Origin of the sequence: Serratia sp. JKS296, assembly GCF_900215445.1 — a bacterium.
GTDB lineage: Bacteria > Pseudomonadota > Gammaproteobacteria > Enterobacterales > Enterobacteriaceae > Serratia > Serratia marcescens.
The window spans coordinates 1,126,644-1,146,230 of record NZ_OCMX01000001.1 but is presented as its reverse complement, the minus strand read 5'-3'; the positions used below and the strand labels follow the sequence as shown (position 1 = coordinate 1,146,230).

The following is a 19,587-nucleotide window of genomic DNA, read 5'->3' as shown; positions in this document are numbered from 1 at the left end:
ATTAATGATGCGCCCATTCGATGCTGTTGATGTCCACGCCCTGCTTGAACATCTCCCACAGCGGGGACAGATCGCGCAGACGGCCGATGGATTTACGCACCAGTTGAATGGTGTAGTCGATCTCTTCTTCCGTGGTGAAACGCCCCAGGGAGAAACGGATCGAGCTGTGCGCCAATTCATCGCTCATGCCCAGCGCGCGCAGCACGTAGGACGGCTCGAGGCTGGCGGAGGTACAGGCTGAACCGGAAGAAACGGCCAGGTCTTTCAGCGCCATGATCAGCGACTCGCCTTCAACGTAGTTGAAGCTGACGTTCAGGATGTTCGGTGCGCCGTGCTCCAGATCGCCGTTCAGATACACTTCTTCCATATCTTTCACGCCGTTCCACAGACGGTCACGCAGGGTGCGCAGACGCGCCATCTCTTCGGTCATCTCTTCTTTGGCGATGCGATAAGCTTCGCCCATGCCGACGATCTGGTGGACAGGCAGGGTGCCGGAACGCATGCCGCGCTCGTGACCGCCGCCGTGTACCTGCGCTTCGATGCGGATGCGCGGCTTGCGACGCACGTACAGCGCGCCGATGCCTTTCGGGCCATAGATTTTGTGGCCGGAGAACGACATCAGATCGACTTTCAGCTTGCTCAGATCGATAGGCAGTTTGCCCACGCTCTGGGTGGCGTCAACGTGGTAGATGATACCGCGCGCACGGCACATTTCGCCGATCGCTTCGATATCCTGCACCACGCCGATTTCGTTGTTGACGTGCATGATGGAGACCAGGATGGTGTCATCGCGCAGCGCCGCTTCGAGATCCTGCAGGCTGATGATGCCGTTGCTCTGCGGCGCCAGGTAGGTGACTTCAAACCCTTCGCGCTCCAGCTGACGGCAGGTGTCGAGCACGGCTTTGTGTTCGGTTTTGCTGGTGATGATGTGCTTGCCTTTTTTCTGGTAGAAATTGGCAGCGCCTTTGATCGCCAGGTTGTCGGATTCGGTCGCCCCGGAGGTGAAGACGATTTCGCGCGGGTCGGCGCCCACCAGTTCGGCGATTTGGTTACGGGCGATGTCTACCGCCTCTTCCGCCTGCCAACCGAAACGGTGGGAACGGGAAGCCGGGTTGCCGAAAGTGCCGTCCAGGGTCAAAAACTGCATCATCTTCTCAGCAACGCGCGGGTCAACCGGCGTCGTTGCTGAGTAATCCAGATAAATCGGTAATTTCATTGCTCTTGTGCTCCGTACATCACTTCCAAAAACTAAAATAATTTCGCCAGCTGCTTATGCGCGCAGATTAACGTTGATAGTTTCTTGCGGACGGCCGTTGGCCGTGCGGCGCGTATCGTTGTTTTGACGATCCGCCACCACCAGCACTTCCTGGTTGTTGACCAGTTCTGCCAGCGTAATGTTGTTCAGGAACCCGCTGATGCGCTCGCTCAGATCGCGCCACAGGGCGTGGGTCAAGCAGCGATCGCCGCCCTGACAGCCTTCTTTGCCCTGGCAACGGGTTGCATCTACCGATTCATCGACGGCAGTGATGACAGCGCCAACGGCGATCTCACCCGCGTCTTTACCCAGCAGATAACCACCGCCCGGGCCGCGCACGCTGGCCACCAGGCCATTCTTGCGCAGACGGGAGAATAATTGTTCCAGATAAGAGAGCGAAATACCCTGGCGTTCGGAAATGTCCGCCAGTGGCACCGGCCCTTCCTGGGAATGCAGCGCTACGTCGAGCATAGCGGTTACGGCATAACGGCCTTTGGATGTCAGTCTCATAGCTCAATGGTTACCTGTTGGTCAAATATGGCCGAAAGTCTGACATTCCTGAGTAAAACAGTCAACTATTTAACCCAGTAATTAACTCAAGTATTAGCACGTTTTGAACTTAGCAAGAACAAAGGTATATAAAATACATGTTATAACCTTTGGATAACTAATACTATTGTCACCCACCGTTATGCCACATCAATTAATTACCTTGATGTTTATCCTGTTTCTCGATCGACGTCAGCATGCCGCGCAGGATATTCAGCTCCTGCCCTTCCGGGCGCGCGCGGGTGAACAGCCGACGCAGGCGGTTCATCACCTGGCCCGGATGCGACGGGCGAATAAAGCCGGTGCGCTGCAGCGTCTGCTCCAGATGCTGATAGAAACGCTCGAGGTCGTCCACCAGCGGATACGGCGTCTCTTCCAACTGCGGCGCGCCCGCCTGTTGGCGATCGAGGTAAGCCACGCGCACTTCGTACGCCAGGATCTGCACCGCCATCGCCAGGTTCAGCGAGCTGTAGTCCGGGTTGGCCGGAATGGCGACGTGGTAGTGGCACTTTTGCAATTCATCGTTGGTCAGCCCGACGCGTTCGCGGCCGAACACCAGCGCCACCGGCGCGTGCTCGCCCTCGTGCACCGCGCGCACGCCGCATTCGCGCGGCTCCAGCATCGGCCACGGCAAGGTGCGAGAACGTGCGCTGGTGCCCACCACCAGGCTGCAGCCGGCGATGGCGTCATCGAGGGTATCGACGATAGTGGCGTTGCCGATCACGTCGCTGGCGCCGGCGGCCAGGGCGATGGCCTGAGAATCGGGTTTGATCAGCGGATTAACCAGATAAAGGTTGGTTAAACCCATGGTTTTCATGGCTCTGGCGGTCGAGCCCATGTTGCCGGTATGTGAAGTCTCTACCAGAACAATGCGGATATTGTGCAGCATACAAACTCTGAGCGTGGCGGAAAATCGCAGCATCTTAACACAGCCGTAGGCAATTTGCCGAACAGCTGCTATACTTCGCGCCGTTTCCTGTTCTTTAACATCCTAGTTGGAAGATACCCATGCATCCGATGCTGACTATCGCCGTGCGCGCTGCGCGCAAGGCCGGTAACCTGATTGCCAAAAACTACGAAACCCCGGACGCTGTAGAAGCGAGCCAGAAAGGGACCAATGACTTCGTCACCAACGTCGATCGCGATGCAGAGCATCTGATCATCGACGTCATCCGCAAGTCTTATCCGCAACACAGTATCGTGAGCGAAGAACGCGGTGAGCTGATCGGCGAAGATCGCGATGTGCAATGGGTGATCGATCCACTGGATGGCACTGCAAACTTCATCAAACGTTTCCCTCATTTCTCCGTTTCCATCGCCGTACGCATCAAAGGCCGTACCGAAGTGGCCGTGGTTTACGATCCGATGCGCAACGAACTGTTCACCGCCACGCGCGGCCAGGGCGCACAGCTCAACGGTTACCGTCTGCGCGGCACCAACGCCAAAGATCTGGATGGCACCATCCTGGCGACCGGCTTCCCGTTTAAAGTCAAACAGCACGCCACGCCTTACATCAATATCGTCGGCAAGCTGTTCACCCAGTGCGCGGACTTCCGCCGCACCGGTTCCGCTGCGCTGGATCTGGCCTATGTCGCCGCCGGCCGCGTGGACGGTTTCTTCGAAATCGGCCTGAAGCCGTGGGACTTCGCCGCAGGCGAACTGCTGGTGCGTGAAGCCGGCGGCCTGGTCACCGACTTCGTCGGCGGCCACAATCACTTCAGCTCCGGCAACGTGGTCGCAGGCAACCCGCGCGTGGTGAAAGCCATGCTGGCCACCATGCGTGAAGAACTGAGCGAAGCGCTGAAGCGTTAATCGCCAGAAGCGAATCGAAAAAAAGCGCTGCCGATGCAGCGCTTTTTTTATGCCCGTTAGCGGGAGAAGGGGCGGATGCCGCCGCCGAATTCCGGCTGCGCGCTGACGTACAGCAACAGCCCGGCGGCCAACAGGATCAGACCGCCGGCCAGCGCCAGCGCCCCCCAGGCCACCGCGCTCCAGGCGGCGGGCGCGCGCGAACGGCTGAGGCGCACCGCCAGCCGGCGGCTGTAATGCACCAGCAGCGCCAGCATGGAGATGGTCAACGAGGTGCCGAACGCCATCGCCAGCGCGGAGATCACTCCCCAGCCGAACACGCCGATCACCTTGGAAAACAGCAACACCAAAATCGCTCCCGAACAGGGACGCATGCCCATCGCCAGCACGATGGCGGCCTGAGTGCGCCAATCGCTTCCCGCCTGCAGCTCGCTGTCGCTCGGCAGATGCCGGTGGCCGCAGCCGCAATTGGCGCTGTGCACATGATCCGCCGCCAGCGGTGTCAGGCTGTTGATGCGCAGCGCCGGCGCCGGGCGCATCGCCTTGATCGCCGCAAACAGGCGTTTCAGCGCGCGCCAACTCAGCAGCACGCCAAGCAGCATCACCAGGATAAAACTGCCCTTCTCCAGCCAGAAACTGCTTTGATGCAGTTGGCGCGAAGAGAGCTGTAACACCACCAGCATCAACGTGACCAGCGCGATCGCCACCCCGCCCTGCACCAGCGAAGCGGCGAAGGTCAGCTTCAGGCTGCTTTTCAGCCGCGCCGGATGGGTGGCCAGATAGGTGGCGATCACCACTTTGCCGTGGCCGGGGCCGAGCGCATGCAAGACGCCATAGCCGAGGCTGAACAGCATCAGCGCCAGCCCGGCCTGCTGCGGCGCGGCCTTCACCTGCTGCAATAGCCCCGCCATCTGCTGGTGCAGCGCTTTTTGCCATACCACGCTCTGCATCAGCAGCTGCGGCCAATAGTGCCACGCCAGCAGCGCGGCGGCCGCCAGCGCCAGCGTAAACGGCAGCAGCGGCCACAGGCCGAAGGCCCAGTGGCGCCGGCTCGTCGTCGGTTGCGAGAGATTCAGCGACATTGCAGCGTCACCCGCTGGGCGAACTGCTGCCCCAGCGCCAGGTCTTCACCGGGCGAGTCGTTCTTGTCGAGCGACAGCGCATAGGCCTGCAGCGACGCATTCGGCTGCGGCGTCATCAGCTTGTAGCTGCACTGCTGCGCCATCTCCGGCGGCAAATGCAGCGCATTTTGATCTTTATAGGTCATATCCACGAAATAAGTCGGATCGTAAGTAGAAAGTTCGAACGGCTTGCCCGCCAGCGGCTGCGGTTCGGCCAACGGCAGCACGAACTCCAGCACCGCCTGGTTGCCCTGGCGCGACAGGTGATATTCGCTGGGCAAGTTCAGGTATTTCACCGGCTTGCCGTCGCGGTAAAGATCGGTGAAATAGTGCTGCCCCAGCACATTGGCCATCACTTCCGCCGCCAGCTTTTTCCATACTTCCGAATCGCTCTTGGCGTTTTTCGCATCGTAGAGCAGATCCGCCGAGGTGATTTCATCCATCACCCACACCATTTTCAGGCCGACCAGCCGCTGGTCCTTGGCGACAAAGGTGGTGTTCATGTCGATAAAGCTGTGTGGATGCGCGATCGCACCGGCGCTGAACACGGCGCCGAAAGCAGCCAAAAGACGACGTAACTTCATCATTATCCTGTCTTACCTGCATTTGTTATAACGTAACACAAATAACTGCCGAACGGCCCGCCTCTCCCGGCGATATTTGTGACGAAAGTTGTAAGCCGAAGTAAAAGCCGCGCTGTCATCCTGACGTTGCAAAGCCTTTTGCTATGCTTAGGCATAATCGCAACCTTTTATGCCGGAAGGTGATAATGAGCCTGGACACCTCTCCCGTGCCCGCGCTCTCCGGACAACAACGGCGCTGCCATCTGCTGCTGATGCTGTACACGCCGGAGCCCGAGTTACAACTGGAGACCCTAAGCCGAATCAACGGCGTCGCCCCCCCGATAACCCGGCAAGATATAGCCGAGGTAGCCAGTGAAATCCAGCGTTTCCATCACCTGGAGATCGCCGTCGATCCCGACCATGGCTACCAACTGCGGGGCAGCGCGCTTGACCAACGCCTGTGCCTGATCCATTGGCTGCGGCGGGCGCTGCGCTGCAGCCCGCTGTTTGTCGAAAGCGACTTCGCCCCGCGCCTGAGGCAAGCGCTGGCGGCCGATGCCGTCCCGACGTCTGCGCTGGCGGAGGCGATCGACGCCTGCGGGCCGCTGCTTAACCGCCACTTCGACGCGCGCGACCGCCAATTTCTGCAGCATTACCTGCTCTACTGCGCCTGGCAAAATCGCCTGCAGCAGCATCCGCGTTTCGACGCCGTTCAACGCGACTGGCTGCGACAAAAACCGGAGCAGCAAGCCGCCGCCTGGCTGCATCAGGCCTGCAATCAGCTGTTTAACCAGCCGCCGCAGGCAGACGAGCGCGATTTTTTGGCGCTGACCTTCACCCTGTTGAAAAATCACAGCTACCACAGCAATGACTCGGCGCAAGAGCAGCGGTTGATGACGGCGATCGACAGCATGGTCGAGCGTTTCCAGCAGCTTTCCGACATGGCCTTCAGCAACAAGGCGGAGCTGGTCAGCCAGCTGTTCGCCCACCTGGCGCCGGCGCTGGAGCGCTGCCGTTTCGCCATCGGCATCGACAATATGCTGCTGGAAGACGTGGTGCGCAAATACCCGCGGCTGATGCGCACCACGCAGGAAGCGCTGAAACCGCTGGAACAGGAGTACGGCGTGCATTTTTCCAACGAGGAGGCGGGCCTGGTGGCCATCAGCTTCGGCGCCTGGCTGATGCAGGACAACGCGCTGCAGGAAAAACAGGTGCTGTTGCTGACGCTGGACAACCCGCAGCTGGAAGAGGAGGTGGAATATCAGATCCGCGAGCTCACGCTGCTGCCGCTGAACATCAAATATCTGCCGCTGAGCGACTATCTGTGCGGCGGAGCGCCGCAGGGCGTCACGCTGGTGATCACCCCCTACGCGGCGGTGCACAGCGCTCCGCACCCGCCGCTGATCTATACCGAACTGCCGCTGGAAAACCGCCAGCGCCAGGCCATCCGCGCGCTGCTGGAAGCCCCTTAATCACCGGCTGACGCTGACCGCCGGCGGCCGGATGAACAAGGCCGGCACCGCGACCGCCGCCATCACCCAGAACACCCCGCCCTGCCAATGTTCGAACAGGAACCCGGCAATGACCGTCATGACGGCGATGCCGCCGCCCATCGCCAGCGCCGAATACACCGCCTGCAGTTGGATCACCTCTTGCCCCTGGCGCGCGGCGATAAAGCGCATCGCCGCCAGATGGCAGACGGTGAAGGTGCCGCAGTGCAGGATTTGGATCAGCAGCAGCCAACCCAGCTCGGTGCTGTAGGCCATCAGGCTCCAGCGCAACACGCCGCAACAGGCGGAAAGCAGCAGCAGGTTGCGCGCATTCCAGCGGCGGAACAGCACGTTGCTGCTGGCGAAAATAATCACTTCCGCCACCACGCCCAGCGACCACAGATAACCGATGGTCGAGGCCGAATAGCCCGCCTCCTGCCAGTAAATGGAGCCGAAGCTGTAGTAGCCGGCGTGCGCGCCCTGCAGCAGCGTGACGCACAGCAGGAAGCGCCACACCGGCCCCTCTTTCAGCAGCGCCCACAGCGAACGCTCGGCCCCGCCGTGCGTGCGCGCTTCGCCCTGCGGCATCACGCTCGGCTTCAGCAGCATGCCCAGCAGCATCGCCAGCACGCTGAGGATCAGGCTGTAGAGAATGGCGTTATGGCCCCACACCGCCACCAGTTGCCCGGTCAGCGCCGAGCCGATGACGAACGCCAGCGAGCCCCACAGCCGCACCCGGCCGTAGTCCATGCGGATCTGCTTTTGCCAGGTGGCGGCCAGCGCGTCGGTCAGCGGCACCAGCGGCGAGAAGAACAGGTTGAACCCCGCTATCACCAGCATCAGCCAGCCCCAACCGTTGCCGAAACAGAAGCCAACCGCGAAAGCCAGGGTCAGCAGCGCCAGCAGGCGCAGGGCGGCGACCAGATGAGAGGGATCTTTAACGCGGGGAGCAATCAGTAAACTGCCGAGGAAGCGGGCCACCAAACCGGCGCCGAGCAATATGCCGATGGTTTCGGGCGCGATGCCCTCGCCTTTCAGCCACACGCCCCAGAACGGTAAGAAAATGCCGTAGGAAAAAAAGTAGGTGAAATAACTGAGCGCGAGCCAACGCGTGGATTGCAGAACCATGATCCCTCCGGTGTGAGGGCAATACTTTGACAGAGCTCACACCGGCCCGCAATCTTCATTCCACTTCAATGCGTTAGAGTGCCAGACAGCTCACAGTTTGCCGCAAGCGGCCATAAAAAAACCCGCCGCAGCGGGTTTTGTCAGGCGAAAGCGGGATTAGGCGTAAACCGGCAGGCGGGCGCAAATATCCAGCACTTTCTTCTTGGTGCGTTCGATGGTGGCTTCATCGTTGATGTTGTCCAGCACATCACAGATCCAACCGGCCAGTTCGCGCACGTCGGCTTCTTTGAAGCCGCGACGGGTGACGGCCGGGGTGCCGATACGCACGCCGGAGGTAACGAACGGGCTCTTCGGATCGTTCGGCACGCTGTTTTTGTTGACGGTGATGTTGGCGCGGCCCAGGGCGGCGTCAGCTTCTTTACCGGTCAGGTTTTTGTCGACCAGATCCAGCAGGAACAGGTGGTTATGGGTGCCGCCGGAGACCACTTTGTAGCCGCGCTGCAGGAACACTTCCACCATCGCCTTGGCGTTGACCGCCACTTGCTGCTGGTAAACCTTGAACTCAGGCTCCATCGCTTCTTTCAGCGCCACCGCCTTGCCGGCGATCACGTGCATCAGCGGGCCGCCCTGGCCGCCAGGGAACACGGCGGAGTTCAGCTTCTTGTACAGCTCTTCGTCGCCGCCCTTCGCCAAGATCAGGCCGCCGCGCGGGCCCGCCAGGGTTTTGTGGGTGGTGGTGGTGACGATGTGCGCGTGCGGCACCGGGTTCGGGTACACGCCGGCGGCGATCAGGCCGGCCACGTGCGCCATGTCGACGAACAGGTAAGCGCCGATGCTGTCGGCGATTTCGCGCATTTTGGCCCAGTCAACCACGCCAGAGTAGGCGGAGAAGCCGCCGATGATCATTTTCGGCTTGTGGGTTTGCGCCTGTTTGGCCAGATCGTCATAGTCGATTTGACCTTTGTCGTCGATGCCGTAAGGCACCACGTTATACAGTTTGCCGGACAAGTTAACCGGGGAACCGTGGGTCAGGTGGCCGCCGTGCGCCAGGTTCATGCCCAGAATGGTGTCGCCCGGCTGCAGCAGCGCGGTGTAAACGGCGAAGTTAGCCTGGGAGCCGGAGTGCGGCTGCACGTTGGCGTAATCGGCGCCGAACAACTCTTTGGCGCGGTCGATAGCCAACTGCTCAACGATATCCACGTATTCGCAGCCGCCGTAGTAACGCTTGCCCGGATAGCCTTCAGCGTATTTGTTGGTCAGCTGGGAACCCTGAGCCTGCATTACGCGCGGGCTGGTGTAGTTCTCAGACGCGATCAGCTCGATGTGCTCTTCCTGACGCACCACTTCCTGCTCCATGGCACGCCACAGTTCCGCATCGTAATCGGCAATGTTCATTTCACGCTTTAACATCCGGCATCTCCTGACTTAAATCAGCTAACTAAAAAATCACCAAATAACTACCCGTTTGGGTTCTGGGTCACAGTGTAAACCGTTTCGCCCTACCGAAGATAGGTCTTGACAGAGGTTTTTACGCAAACGATTGGCTTAAGGCGGCGCAAGGCTTTGATCCGCGAAACGCTCCCGTTTATCAACGGACATTTCCTCATGCGAACAATGCGCTTTTTTCATGTTCTGTGAGCGCGATCGACGCCCGAAGAACACCGCAACGAAAACAAGGGTATTTACAAGCGGCGCGGAACCCAATAAGATGCATTTAAAATACATCATTACAATTGTCGTCAAGATCCCAACCCAAGGAGCGCCCCCATGCTGGATAGCCAAACCATCGCCACCGTGAAATCCACCATTCCCCTGCTGGCAGCAACCGGGCCGAAGCTGACCGCCCACTTTTACGATCGCATGTTCGCCCACAACCCGGAATTGAAAGACATTTTCAATATGAGCAATCAGCGCAACGGCGATCAGCGTCAGGCGCTGTTCGACGCCATCTGCGCCTATGCCGCCAACATCGAGAACCTGGCGGCGCTGCTGCCGGCGGTGGAGCGCATCGCGCAGAAGCACACCAGCTTCAATATCCAGCCGGAGCAGTACCAAATCGTCGGCGGTCACCTGCTGGCGACGCTGGACGAAATGTTCAGCCCGGGCCAGGAAGTCTTGGACGCCTGGGGCAAAGCCTACGGCGTGCTGGCCAACGTATTTATCCAGCGTGAAGAGCAGATTTATCAGCAGAGCGAAACCGACAACGGCGGCTGGCGCGATCTGCGCGCATTCCGCATCCTGAAGAAACAGCCGCAGAGCGACGTGATCTGCAGCTTCGTGCTGGCACCGGTGGACGGCGGCCGGGTGGCGGACTTCAAACCGGGGCAATACCTGGCGGTTTACATCAAGCACGACAGCCTGGAGCATCAGGAAATTCGCCAGTACTCGCTGACCACCTCGCCGAACGGCGAGTTCTACCGCATCGCGGTGAAGCGTGAAGATCAGGGTAAAGTGTCCAACTACCTGCACCAGCAGGCGCAGGAAGGCGACGTGATCTACATCGCCCCGCCGCACGGCGACTTCTTCCTCGACGTGACGCCGACTACGCCGGTGGCGCTGATCTCCGCCGGCGTTGGCCAAACCCCAATGCTCGGCATGCTCAACACCCTGCACGACAGCCAACATCAGGCGCAGGTCCACTGGCTGCACGCGGCGGAAAACGGCAGCGTGCACGCCTTTGCCGATGAAGTGGCGGATATTGCCGGGCGCATGCCGAATCTGAGCCGCCATGTGTGGTACCGCGAGCCGGGTGCCGATGACGTGGAAGGCCGCGACTACCACAGCCGCGGATTGATGGATTTGAGCGCGCTGCAAGGCAGCCTGGCCGATCCGCAGATGCACTATTACTTCTGCGGCCCGGTGGCCTTCATGCAGTTCGTGGGCAAACAGCTGCTGGAGATGGGGGTAGAGGCCGAGCGCATCCACTACGAATGCTTCGGCCCGCATAAAGTGCTGTAATGCGTGCGGAGCGCGGCCGTCAGACCGCGCTCCCTCTTCATTTCGCCTGCAGTTGGCGCGCGTCCTGGACCTGCTGTACCGTCACCGGCGCCGCCTGGTTGCCCCAGCTTCCCCGCAGATAGCTCATCAGATCCGCCGCTTGACGATCGTTCAACGCCCAGCCGTAAGCCGGCATGTCGAACGCCATCGCCTGCTGCGTGATCGGCGTATGCGCCCCTTCCAGCACCACCCGCAGCGCGGTCAGCGGATTGTCCGCCGTTACCGTGGCGTTGCCCGCCAGCGCCGGAATGGCGAAGTCGGTGCCTTCACCTTTATTGCCGTGGCAGGTCGAGCAGTACATCGCATAGGTCGCCTTGCCGCCCGAATTATCCGCCTGCACGACAGGCGCAGCGGCTTTGGCGGCGGTGTCCGGCGCCAGGCTGCGCAGGTACACCGCGATGGCGTTCAGATCGCCGTCGCTGAGGTACTGCGTGCTGTGGGTCACCACATCGCTCATCGGCCCGGCGACCGCCGCATGGCGGCTGCGGCCGGTCTTCAGCAGCGCCGTCACCTCTTCCGGCGGCAGCCCGCGCAGATTGGAGGCGTACCAGCCGTCCAGCTCGGCGCCGCTCAGGAACACCGGTTCCTTACCGTCCAGCCCCTTCTCCTGCATCGCCCAGCCGCGCGGCGTATGGCAGCTGCCGCAGTGGCCCGCGCCCTGCACCAGATAAGCGCCGCGGTTCCACTCGGCGCTTTGCTGCGGATCCGCCTGATACGGCTGGTCGTCGTGGAACAGCTGATTCCACACCGCCAGCGGCCAGCGCATCGACAGCGGCCAGCTGATGTCGCTGTCCCGGTTGGCGACGTTCTGCGCCGGCACCTCATTCATCAGATAGTCATACAGCGCGCGCATGTCTTCCGCGCTCATTTTGGCGTACGAGGTGTACGGCATCGCCGGGTAGAGCCGGTGGCCGTCTTTGGCCACCCCCTGACGCATGGCGCGATCGAACTCCTCGAACGAATAGGCGCCGATGCCGTGCAGCTTGTCCGGCGTGATGTTGGTGGCGTAGATAGCCCCGAGCGGCGTCGGAAACTTCATGCCGCCCGCCAATTCTGCGCCGCCCGGCGCGGTATGGCAGGCGGTGCAGTCACCGGCTTTGGCGACGTATTCCCCGGCCGACATCGCCTGGGCAGAACCGCCGGCGGCCAGCAGGCTCAACAGGTACAGCGAGCGCAGACTCATGCTCCCTCCTTGGCGGCAATCTTGCCGTAGGCCAGTTCATTCACCGCACGCCACGCCTGATCGATCGCCGAGTTGGCGTACGGGCTCCAGTCGGCATCGGAGTTGGCGATAGCGATCTTGCCGATCGGCTGCCGCGCCGTTTCGATGATTTTCTTGGCTTCGTCTTCGTCATCAAACAGCCCGTTAAGGAAGTAGGAGTAACCGTGTGACCAGCGGTTGACAGTGATCGCCTGAATGTCGCGCTGATGATCGAAACCGGCCTCGCCCAGCATGCCCTGCAGCTGTTCGCGGATCATCTGTTCGTGCACTTCGAACGGCGTGCCCAGCAGCAGCGCGCGCCCTTTGCGCGACTGTTCGCGCGTGCTGAGGCCGCTGCCCGGCAGAGTCGGCACATACACCATATGCAGGCCGATCGGCCGATCCGGATCGCGCGGGTGCTGATAGCCGCCCATGCTCACCGGATAATCCAGCTTCACGCGGCTGTACGGCGCGGCCGGCGAATAGACCTCGTGCACGCCCAGCTTGATGAACGGCTGCCAGTTGCGGATCACCACCTTGCTGTACACCAGAGGCGCCTTGACGTTCTGCTTCAGCGCCTCCTGCTGCTCGTGCGCCATCTCCGGCACCAGATACGGGATCATCATGTTGTAGCCGGCCATCACCACCTGTCCGGCGCGCACTTTGGTCATCTTCTCGCCGGTCATGTAGGTGACTTCCACCTTGTCGCCGACGTTGGCCGCGTGCAGCCCGGTGCTGTTCAAACGCAGCTTCACCGGCGATTCCGGCCGATCGAGCTGGCTGTAGTCGAATTTAGCCAGCACCACGTCGTTCATGTCCTTGCCGGCCGGCGCCACCGCCGGGATCAGTTGGCGCACCATCAGGCGCGCCAGCGTGGCGTTGCCGTCCGGGAAGTGGAACACGTAAGGATCGTCGAGATCCGCCTGCGACTCTTCGTCCAGCGGCGGCAGATTCATGCCGTTCAGGCCCGGCAGATCGCAAATGCGCGCATCGCTGCACGACGTGCCGTCGATGCCCACCGCCTGGAAATCGTTGGTGGTCTGCTGGAAATAACGGATCGCCAGTTCGCTCAGGCCCACCTTCTCGCGCAGGAACTGGGTGTAGCTGTGGCTGTCGAGCCAGTCGACCTTCTGCTCCAGCGTCATCTCCGGCAGATAGTCTTTCTCCACCGTGTGCAGTGCGATCAGCGCCTGGCGATCGCTTTCCGGCAGCGGGAAATCGCCGATGAACGCTTCATAAGAGCGGCCGTTGAGGCGATCGCGCGGAATGTCGTCCGCCACCGTGCGGCCCGGATCGCCGCTCACCACCTTGTCGACGCCGAAGTTCTTGCGATCGAAGTAAACCCCGCGGCTCAAATTCAAATCCGGGTAGAAGGTGGTGTCGAAAGCCTGCTCCAGTTGGTCGATATCGACGCCGAGCTTGCGCAGCAGCCCCATCGCCACCGGGCTGAAGTTGGAGCGCGGCGACTGCAGCGATTCGCTGCCGCCGTAGCCGAGCAGCATGCCGTCGTCGCTGTTGAACTCGTTGCGCTTGGCGTGGCCGCCGAAGTCGTCGTGGTTGTCGATCAAAAGAATGCGCTGCTGCTCGCCTTTCAGCTGCTGCCAGAAACAGGCGGCCGCCAGCCCGCTGATGCCGGCGCCCACCACCACCAGATCGAACTCTTCAACGGCGGGCACGCTGCCGAAATCAAAGGTTTTGCCGTCGCGCCCCAGCTGGTGCGCATGCTCGAACGAGCCCGGATGATTGCCCCGCAGCCCGGTCAGCGCCGGCGGATAGTACAGGGTTTGATTGGCGGTTTGCGGCGACGCGCGCAAGATTTGCAGCGGCGTCAACCCGGCGGCGATGGTGATCGCCACTCCGTTGAGAAAATCTCGTCTGGTGATACCCATATAGGCTTCCTTTCAATTTTTATTATCATCAGCCGGCCGGAGCCGGCTCGAAGGCCGCGCTATTGTGCGGATAATTACTGTAAAATCAATGTTTGAACATGACATGACGAATGGCCGTGTAATCCTCCAGCCCGTACATCGACATATCCTTGCCGTAGCCGGACAATTTCTGGCCGCCGTGCGGCATTTCGCTCACCAGCATGAAGTGGGTGTTCACCCAGGTGCAGCCGTATTGCAGGCGGGCGCTTAAGCGATGCGCGCGGCCCACGTCGCGGGTCCACACGGACGACGCCAGGCCGTAGTTGGATTCGTTCGCCCAGGCCAGCACCTGCTCTTCGTCGTCGAACGGCGTCACCGTCACCACCGGGCCGAACACTTCGCGCTGCACGATCTCATCGTCCTGGCGCGCGCCGGCCAGCAGCGTCGGCTGGAAATAGTAGCCCGGCCCCTTCACCTTCTCGCCGCCGGTCACCACCTGCACGTGCGGCAACGCTTTGGCTCGCTCGACAAAACCGGCCACCCGCTCCAGATGCTGGGCGGTAATCAACGGCCCCAGCTCGGTGCTCTCGTCGTCCGGCGCGCCGAGCTTCAGGCTGGCCACCGCCTCGCCCAGCCGCTTGACCAGCTCGGGATAAATGTTTTTCTGCGCGTAGATGCGGCAGGCGGCGGTGCAATCCTGCCCGGCGTTGTAGAAACCGAAGCCGCGAATGCCGTCCACCACCTGCTGCAGATCGGCGTCGTCAAACACCAGCACCGGCGCCTTGCCGCCCAGCTCCATATGGGTGCGCTTAATGCCGGCGGCGGTGTGGGCGATGATGTGCTCGCCGGTGGCGATCGAGCCGGTCAGCGACACCATGCGCACCTTGTCATGCCCGGTCAGCCGATCGCCCACGCTGGCGCCGCGCCCGAACAGTACGTTGAGCACGCCCGGCGGGAACAGCCCGGCGGCCAGTTCGGCCAGTTTGAAGGTGGTCAGCGGCGTCTGCTCCGACGGCTTGATCACCACGCAGTTGCCCGCCGCCAGCGCCGGCGCCAGTTTCCAGGCCGCCATCATCAGCGGGTAGTTCCACGGCGCGATCGAGGCCACCACGCCGAGCGGATCGCGGCGGATCATCGAGGTATGCCCGGCCAGATACTCGCCGGCGGCCATGCCGGTCAGGCAGCGGCTGGCCCCGGCGAAGAAGCGAAACACGTCGGCCACCGCCGGCAGTTCGTCATTCAATACGCAGTGATAAGGCTTGCCGCAGTTGAGCGACTCCAGCCTGGCGAAGGTCTCGGCATGCTCGTCGATCAGATCCGCCAGCTTGAGCAGATGCTCGGCGCGCTCCTTCGGCGTGGTTTGCCCCCAGGCGGCGAACGCGGCGTCCGCCGCCAGCACCGCGCGATCGACCTGCTCCGGGCTGGCCTCCGCCACCTGCGCGATCACTTCGCCGGTCGCCGGGTTATACACCGGCTGGGTCGCGCCCTGGCCATTCACCAGTTGGCCGTCAATCAACAGTTGGCTTTGCATAGGGTTATCCTTTTATCAGAGGTCGGGTAAGGAAATTATTTGCCGCTGCCGGCGACGCTTTCTCCACCTTTGGTCAGGTAGTAAGCGCCGAGGATCGGCAGCATGGTCAACAGCATCACCGACAGCGCCACCACGTTGGTGATCGGCACGTCGCGCGGGCGGCCGAGCTGGTTCAGCAGCCACAGCGGCAGCGTGCGCTCGTGGCCGGCGGTAAAGGTGGTCACGATGATTTCGTCGAACGACAGCGCGAACGCCAGCATGCCGCCGGCCAGCAGCGCCGAGCCGAGGTTCGGCAAGATCACGTAACGGAAGGTTTGCCAGCCGTCGGCGCCGAGATCCATCGACGCTTCGATCAGGCTGTACGAGGTGCGGCGGAATCGGGCGATGACGTTGTTGAACACGATCACCACGCAGAACGTCGCATGGCCGACGACGATGGTCAGGATGCCGGGCTCGATGTTCAGCGCCTTGAACGCCGCCAGCAGCGCCAGGCCGGTGACGATCCCCGGCAGCGCGATCGGCAGCAGCAACAGCAGCGAAATGCTGTCTTTGCCGAAGAAATCGCGCCGATACAGCGCCGCCGCCGCCAGGGTGCCGAGCACCAGCGCGATGGCGGTCGCCAGGCAGGCTATCTGCGCCGACAGCAGCACCGCATCGATAATGTCCTGCCGCCCGGCGGCGACATTGAACCAGTGCAGCGTGAAGCCCTTCGGCGGGAAGCTGAAGGCCGCGTCCTCGGTGTTGAAGGCGTAGATGGCGATGATCGCCAACGGGAAATGCAGGAAGACAAGTCCGCCCCAGGCGGCCAGCTTCAGCCCTAAGGGCGCGCGTTCAGAGTGCATCGAAAGCCCCCAGACGTTTGACGATGGAAAGATAGATGGCGATCAGGACGATCGGCACCAGCGTAAAGGCCGCGGCCATCGGCATATTGCCGATCGCGCCCTGCTGGGCGTACACCATGCTGCCGATGAAATAGCCCGGCGGCCCCACCAGCTGCGGCACGATAAAGTCGCCCAGCGTCAGTGAGAAGGTGAAGATCGATCCGGCGGCGATGCCCGGCACCGCCAGCGGCAAAATGACGTGGCGGAAGGTCTGCGCCGGCCGGGCGCCCAGATCCGCCGAGGCATGCAGCAGCGAGGGCGGCAGGCGCTCCAGCGCCGCCTGGATAGGCAGGATCATGAACGGCAGCCAGATATAAACGAACACCAGAAAACGCCCCAGCCCCGAGGTCGACAGCGTGTTGCCGCCGACGCCGGGCACCGTCAGCAGCGAAGCCAACAGCGGCTCCAGCCCCAGGTGCTGCAGGAACCACTGCGCCACGCCATCTTTCGCCAGCAGCAAAGTCCAGGCATAGGCTTTGACGATATAGCTGGCCCACATCGGCATCATCACGGCGATGTAAAAGAACGCCTTGACGCGGCCGCTGGTGTAACGCGCCATGTAATAGGCGATCGGGAACGCCAGCGCCGCGCTGGCCAGCGACACCAGCACCGCCATGGTCAGCGTGCGCAGGATGATGTCGTAGTTGGCCGGGTTGAACAGCGCCGCCAGGTTGGCGAAGGTCAGATCCGGCGTCACCGCCATGGTGAAATCGTCGAAGGTGTAAAACCCTTGCCACAGCAGCGTCAGCAGCGAACCGAGGTACACCGCGCCGAACCACAGCAGCGGCGGCACCAGCAGTAACAGCAGATACAGCGTCGGCCGGCGATAGAGCCAGGTCGACAGCGCGCGCACGGTACCGCCGCGCGCCGGGGGGGAATCGATGCTCATGTCCATCTCACCTCTCCTCCAGCAGCGGCACCATCGCCGCGCGCGGCCAGCAGGCGACGATCGGCTGGCCGATCTGCCGCTGTTGCCCATCGGCGATCCACTGCGGATTGGCCTGGCTGACCAGCAGCTTTTCGCCGCCGTTCAGCGCGATTTCATAGCGCGTGGCCGCGCCCTGGTAATGGATTTCCTGCAGCGTGCCCTGCACCTGGATCTCGTCCTGCGCCGCGCCGTCTTGCTCCAGCAGGCGGATATGTTCCGGCCGGATCGAGAAGGTTCGGCTTTCGCCGAGCAGGCGCTGCGCCAGCTCGCTGCGCACCACGTTGGAGGTGCCGACGAACTCGGCGACGAACGGCGTCTTCGGCCGCATGTAAAGCTCGCGCGGCGTATCCACCTGTTCGATGCGGCCGTTATTGAACACCGCCACCCGATCGGACATCGACAGCGCTTCGCTTTGATCGTGGGTGACGAAGATAAAGGTGATGCCCAGCTGGCGCTGCAGCTTCTTCAGCTCGCCCTGCATCTGCTCGCGCAGCTTGAGATCCAGCGCGCCGAGCGGTTCGTCCAGCAGCAGCACCCGCGGCCGATTGACCAGCGCGCGCGCCAGCGCCACGCGCTGCCGCTGGCCGCCAGACAGGTGCGCCGGCTTGCGTTCGGCGACGAAACCGAGCGCCACGCTCTCCAGCACCTCTTGCGCCCGCGCCAGCCGCTCGCGTTTGGCGACGCCCTTCACCATCAGGCCGTAGGCGACGTTTTCCAGCACCGACATGTGCGGAAACAGCGCGTAATCCTGAAACACGGTGTTCACGTCGCGCTGGTACGGCGGCAGGTTGGCGGCTTCCTGGCCGTGGATGCGAATCGAGCCGGAAGTGAGCTGTTCAAAGCCGGCGATCAGGCGCAGGCAGGTGGTTTTGCCCGAGCCGGACGGCCCGAGCATGGAGAAGAATTCCCCGTCCTGAATGTCGATGGATACCCGATCCACGGCGCGAACATCGCCGAAAGTCCGCGAAACATCGATGAATTGCACGGCAATGGTCATTTTCTGTGCTCCATTCTGATGTAATTCGGGCGCAGCGGGCTGCGCCCCGCGGCTTAGCGGCCGCCCATGATGGCGATGTAATCCTGGGTCCAGCGGCTGTATGGCACAAACTTGCCGCCCTGCGCCTGCGGCGTTTTCCAGAAGGCGATTTTATCGAACTGGTTAAAGCCGTTGGTTTCGCAGCCCTTCTCACCCAGCAGCGCGCTGGCCTTACAGCCCGCCGGCGAAGCCGGCACCGACCCGAACCAGGCCGCCACATCACCCTGCACCTTCGGCTCCAGCGACCAGTTCATCCACTGGTAGGCGCAGCTCGGGTGTTTGGCGTCGCTGTGCAACATGGTGGTATCCGCCCAGCCGGTCACGCCCTCTTTCGGGAACACGGTGGCGATCGGCTGCCCCTCGCCCTTCAGGGCGTTGGCCTGATACGGCCAGGCGCTGGAGGCCACCACGCCTTCGTTTTTAAAGTCGCTCATCTGCACCGAGGTGTCGTGCCAGTAGCGGTGGATCAGCGCGTGCTGGCTGCGCAGCAGCTTCAGCGCCGCCTGATACTGCTCTTCGTTGAGCTGATAAGGATCGCTGATGCCGAGCTGCGGCTGGGTGGCCTTCAGGAACAACGCCGCGTCGGCGATGTAGATCGGGCCGTCATAAGCCTGCACCCGGCCCTGGTTGCTCTTGCCGTCCGGCAGGTTCTGCTGCTGGAAGATCACCGCCCAGCTGTCCGGCGGCGTCGGGAAGGTTTTGGTGTTGTACATCAGCAGGTTCGGCCCCCACTGGTACGGGGTGCCGTAGGTTTTGCCGTCCACGGTGTACCAGGCGCCGTTCAACAGGCGCGGATCGATGTTCTTCCAGTTCGGGATCAGCGCGGTATTGATCGGCTGCACCCGCTTGCCGAAGATCAGGCGCAGCGAGGCGTCGCCGGAGGCGGTCACCAGATCGTAGCCGCCCTTGGCCATCAGGCTGACCATTTCATCGGAGGTGGCGGCGGTCTTCACGTTCACCGCACAGCCGGTTTGCTTCTCAAACTGGGTGACCCAGTCGTAGTTTTTGTCGGACTGGCCGCGTTCGATGTAGCCGGGCCAGGCGATGATGTCCAGCCGGCCTTCACCTTTGCCCAGCAACTGCGGCAGGTCGGCCGCCTGGGCCAAGCCGCACAGCACGGTGAGACAGAGCGCGGAGACGGTGGTGGTGACTGCGGTAGTTTTTGCCATCGTAATTACCCCTGTGTTGCTTATCGGTATGCGGCAGGGAACGGCTGCCGCCTGATTTTTC

At 62.0% G+C, this 19,587-nt stretch carries 17 protein-coding genes; 3 read left to right on the top strand and 14 right to left on the bottom strand.

What is annotated here, in order from left to right:
• Position 1: 1 nt before the first annotated feature.
• From iscS to trmJ, 3 genes are all read right to left on the bottom strand, one after another.
• The gene (gene iscS, locus CRO23_RS05410) at positions 2-1,216 is read right to left on the bottom strand and encodes a cysteine desulfurase (protein WP_016929764.1); all 1,215 of its coding nucleotides are present in this window, start codon (positions 1,214-1,216) and stop codon (positions 2-4) included.
• A 54-nt stretch (positions 1,217-1,270) separates the two neighbouring features.
• Complete coding sequence (gene iscR, locus CRO23_RS05405) at positions 1,271-1,765, bottom strand: Fe-S cluster assembly transcriptional regulator IscR (RefSeq protein ID WP_004941404.1); 495 nt, start codon at positions 1,763-1,765, stop codon at positions 1,271-1,273.
• A gap of 193 nt (positions 1,766-1,958) precedes the next feature.
• Entirely contained in the window at positions 1,959-2,693 is a 735-nt protein-coding gene (trmJ, locus tag CRO23_RS05400; RefSeq protein WP_015378781.1) for a tRNA (cytosine(32)/uridine(32)-2'-O)-methyltransferase TrmJ, read from the bottom strand.
• Positions 2,694-2,812: 119 nt separating this feature from the next.
• On the opposite strand from trmJ, the gene suhB reads away from it, so the two are divergent.
• Positions 2,813-3,616 (top strand): inositol-1-monophosphatase, encoded by an 804-nt coding sequence (suhB, locus tag CRO23_RS05395; protein ID WP_004941400.1) that lies wholly within the window; start codon positions 2,813-2,815, stop codon positions 3,614-3,616.
• 56 nt (positions 3,617-3,672) lie between these two features.
• Here the strand turns inward: suhB and CRO23_RS05390 are convergent, their stop codons facing one another.
• Positions 3,673-4,695 carry a nickel/cobalt transporter gene (locus CRO23_RS05390; RefSeq protein WP_016929766.1) on the bottom strand — a complete coding sequence of 341 codons (1,023 nt, stop codon included), beginning with the start codon at positions 4,693-4,695 and terminating at the stop codon, positions 3,673-3,675.
• Complete coding sequence (locus CRO23_RS05385) at positions 4,686-5,321, bottom strand: DUF1007 family protein (RefSeq protein ID WP_028127507.1); 636 nt, start codon at positions 5,319-5,321, stop codon at positions 4,686-4,688. Before CRO23_RS05385 ends, CRO23_RS05390 begins: the two co-directional genes overlap by 10 nt.
• Before the next feature lie 182 nt (positions 5,322-5,503).
• Here CRO23_RS05385 and csiE point away from each other — a divergent pair, with 182 nt between their 5' ends.
• Complete coding sequence (csiE, locus tag CRO23_RS05380; RefSeq protein WP_097101520.1) at positions 5,504-6,769, top strand: stationary phase inducible protein CsiE; 1,266 nt, start codon at positions 5,504-5,506, stop codon at positions 6,767-6,769.
• On the opposite strand, the gene CRO23_RS05375 is transcribed toward csiE, so the two are convergent.
• Both CRO23_RS05375 and glyA read right to left on the bottom strand, forming a co-directional pair.
• Positions 6,770-7,915, bottom strand: a complete 1,146-nt coding sequence (locus tag CRO23_RS05375) for a 3-phenylpropionate MFS transporter (RefSeq protein ID WP_016929769.1) — start codon at positions 7,913-7,915, stop codon at positions 6,770-6,772.
• Positions 7,916-8,071: 156 nt separating this feature from the next.
• On the bottom strand, positions 8,072-9,325 hold the full coding sequence (gene glyA / locus CRO23_RS05370) for a serine hydroxymethyltransferase (RefSeq protein ID WP_004941389.1): 1,254 nt from the start codon (positions 9,323-9,325) through the stop codon (positions 8,072-8,074).
• Between the two features lie 357 nt (positions 9,326-9,682).
• On the opposite strand from glyA, the gene hmpA reads away from it, so the two are divergent.
• Positions 9,683-10,873, top strand: coding sequence for an NO-inducible flavohemoprotein (gene hmpA / locus CRO23_RS05365; protein WP_016929770.1), 1,191 nt, complete (start codon positions 9,683-9,685; stop codon positions 10,871-10,873).
• 37 nt (positions 10,874-10,910) lie between these two features.
• On the opposite strand, the gene CRO23_RS05360 is transcribed toward hmpA, so the two are convergent.
• The 7 genes from CRO23_RS05360 to ydcS form a co-directional block, all read right to left on the bottom strand.
• A complete protein-coding gene (locus CRO23_RS05360) occupies positions 10,911-12,095 on the bottom strand; it encodes a cytochrome c (RefSeq protein WP_097101517.1) in 1,185 nt (394 codons plus the stop codon).
• Positions 12,092-14,002: an NAD(P)/FAD-dependent oxidoreductase gene (locus CRO23_RS05355; RefSeq protein ID WP_016929772.1), complete on the bottom strand. Its 1,911-nt coding sequence runs from the start codon at positions 14,000-14,002 to the stop codon at positions 12,092-12,094. Before CRO23_RS05355 ends, CRO23_RS05360 begins: the two co-directional genes overlap by 4 nt.
• Before the next feature lie 85 nt (positions 14,003-14,087).
• Positions 14,088-15,512: an aminobutyraldehyde dehydrogenase gene (patD, locus tag CRO23_RS05350; protein ID WP_097101515.1), complete on the bottom strand. Its 1,425-nt coding sequence runs from the start codon at positions 15,510-15,512 to the stop codon at positions 14,088-14,090.
• 35 nt (positions 15,513-15,547) lie between these two features.
• Positions 15,548-16,354, bottom strand: a complete 807-nt coding sequence (locus CRO23_RS05345; RefSeq protein ID WP_016929774.1) for an ABC transporter permease — start codon at positions 16,352-16,354, stop codon at positions 15,548-15,550.
• Complete coding sequence (locus CRO23_RS05340) at positions 16,344-17,288, bottom strand: ABC transporter permease (RefSeq protein ID WP_016929775.1); 945 nt, start codon at positions 17,286-17,288, stop codon at positions 16,344-16,346. The genes CRO23_RS05345 and CRO23_RS05340 overlap by 11 nt, the downstream gene beginning before the upstream one ends.
• Position 17,289: 1 nt before the next feature.
• Positions 17,290-18,318, bottom strand: coding sequence for an ABC transporter ATP-binding protein (locus tag CRO23_RS05335; RefSeq protein WP_097101512.1), 1,029 nt, complete (start codon positions 18,316-18,318; stop codon positions 17,290-17,292).
• Positions 18,319-18,371: 53 nt separating this feature from the next.
• Entirely contained in the window at positions 18,372-19,526 is a 1,155-nt protein-coding gene (ydcS, locus tag CRO23_RS05330; RefSeq protein ID WP_097101510.1) for a putative ABC transporter substrate-binding protein YdcS, read from the bottom strand.
• Positions 19,527-19,587: the final 61 nt, after the last annotated feature.

Excerpts from the sequence above, each read along its gene's own strand:
- patD (WP_097101515.1), bottom strand. The coding sequence starts at position 15,512 with ATGCAAAGCCAACTGTTGATTGACGGCCAACTGGTGAATGGCCAGGGC.
- iscR (WP_004941404.1), bottom strand. The coding sequence starts at position 1,765 with ATGAGACTGACATCCAAAGGCCGTTATGCCGTAACCGCTATGCTCGAC.
- csiE (WP_097101520.1), top strand. The coding sequence starts at position 5,504 with ATGAGCCTGGACACCTCTCCCGTGCCCGCGCTCTCCGGACAACAACGG.
- glyA (WP_004941389.1), bottom strand. The coding sequence starts at position 9,325 with ATGTTAAAGCGTGAAATGAACATTGCCGATTACGATGCGGAACTGTGG.
- CRO23_RS05340 (WP_016929775.1), bottom strand. The coding sequence starts at position 17,288 with ATGGACATGAGCATCGATTCCCCCCCGGCGCGCGGCGGTACCGTGCGC.
- hmpA (WP_016929770.1), top strand. The coding sequence starts at position 9,683 with ATGCTGGATAGCCAAACCATCGCCACCGTGAAATCCACCATTCCCCTG.
- CRO23_RS05375 (WP_016929769.1), bottom strand. The coding sequence starts at position 7,915 with ATGGTTCTGCAATCCACGCGTTGGCTCGCGCTCAGTTATTTCACCTAC.
- CRO23_RS05355 (WP_016929772.1), bottom strand. The coding sequence starts at position 14,002 with ATGGGTATCACCAGACGAGATTTTCTCAACGGAGTGGCGATCACCATC.
- suhB (WP_004941400.1), top strand. The coding sequence starts at position 2,813 with ATGCATCCGATGCTGACTATCGCCGTGCGCGCTGCGCGCAAGGCCGGT.
- iscS (WP_016929764.1), bottom strand. The coding sequence starts at position 1,216 with ATGAAATTACCGATTTATCTGGATTACTCAGCAACGACGCCGGTTGAC.
- trmJ (WP_015378781.1), bottom strand. The coding sequence starts at position 2,693 with ATGCTGCACAATATCCGCATTGTTCTGGTAGAGACTTCACATACCGGC.
- CRO23_RS05345 (WP_016929774.1), bottom strand. The coding sequence starts at position 16,354 with ATGCACTCTGAACGCGCGCCCTTAGGGCTGAAGCTGGCCGCCTGGGGC.
- CRO23_RS05390 (WP_016929766.1), bottom strand. The coding sequence starts at position 4,695 with ATGTCGCTGAATCTCTCGCAACCGACGACGAGCCGGCGCCACTGGGCC.
- CRO23_RS05335 (WP_097101512.1), bottom strand. The coding sequence starts at position 18,318 with ATGACCATTGCCGTGCAATTCATCGATGTTTCGCGGACTTTCGGCGAT.
- CRO23_RS05385 (WP_028127507.1), bottom strand. The coding sequence starts at position 5,321 with ATGATGAAGTTACGTCGTCTTTTGGCTGCTTTCGGCGCCGTGTTCAGC.
- CRO23_RS05360 (WP_097101517.1), bottom strand. The coding sequence starts at position 12,095 with ATGAGTCTGCGCTCGCTGTACCTGTTGAGCCTGCTGGCCGCCGGCGGT.
- ydcS (WP_097101510.1), bottom strand. The coding sequence starts at position 19,526 with ATGGCAAAAACTACCGCAGTCACCACCACCGTCTCCGCGCTCTGTCTC.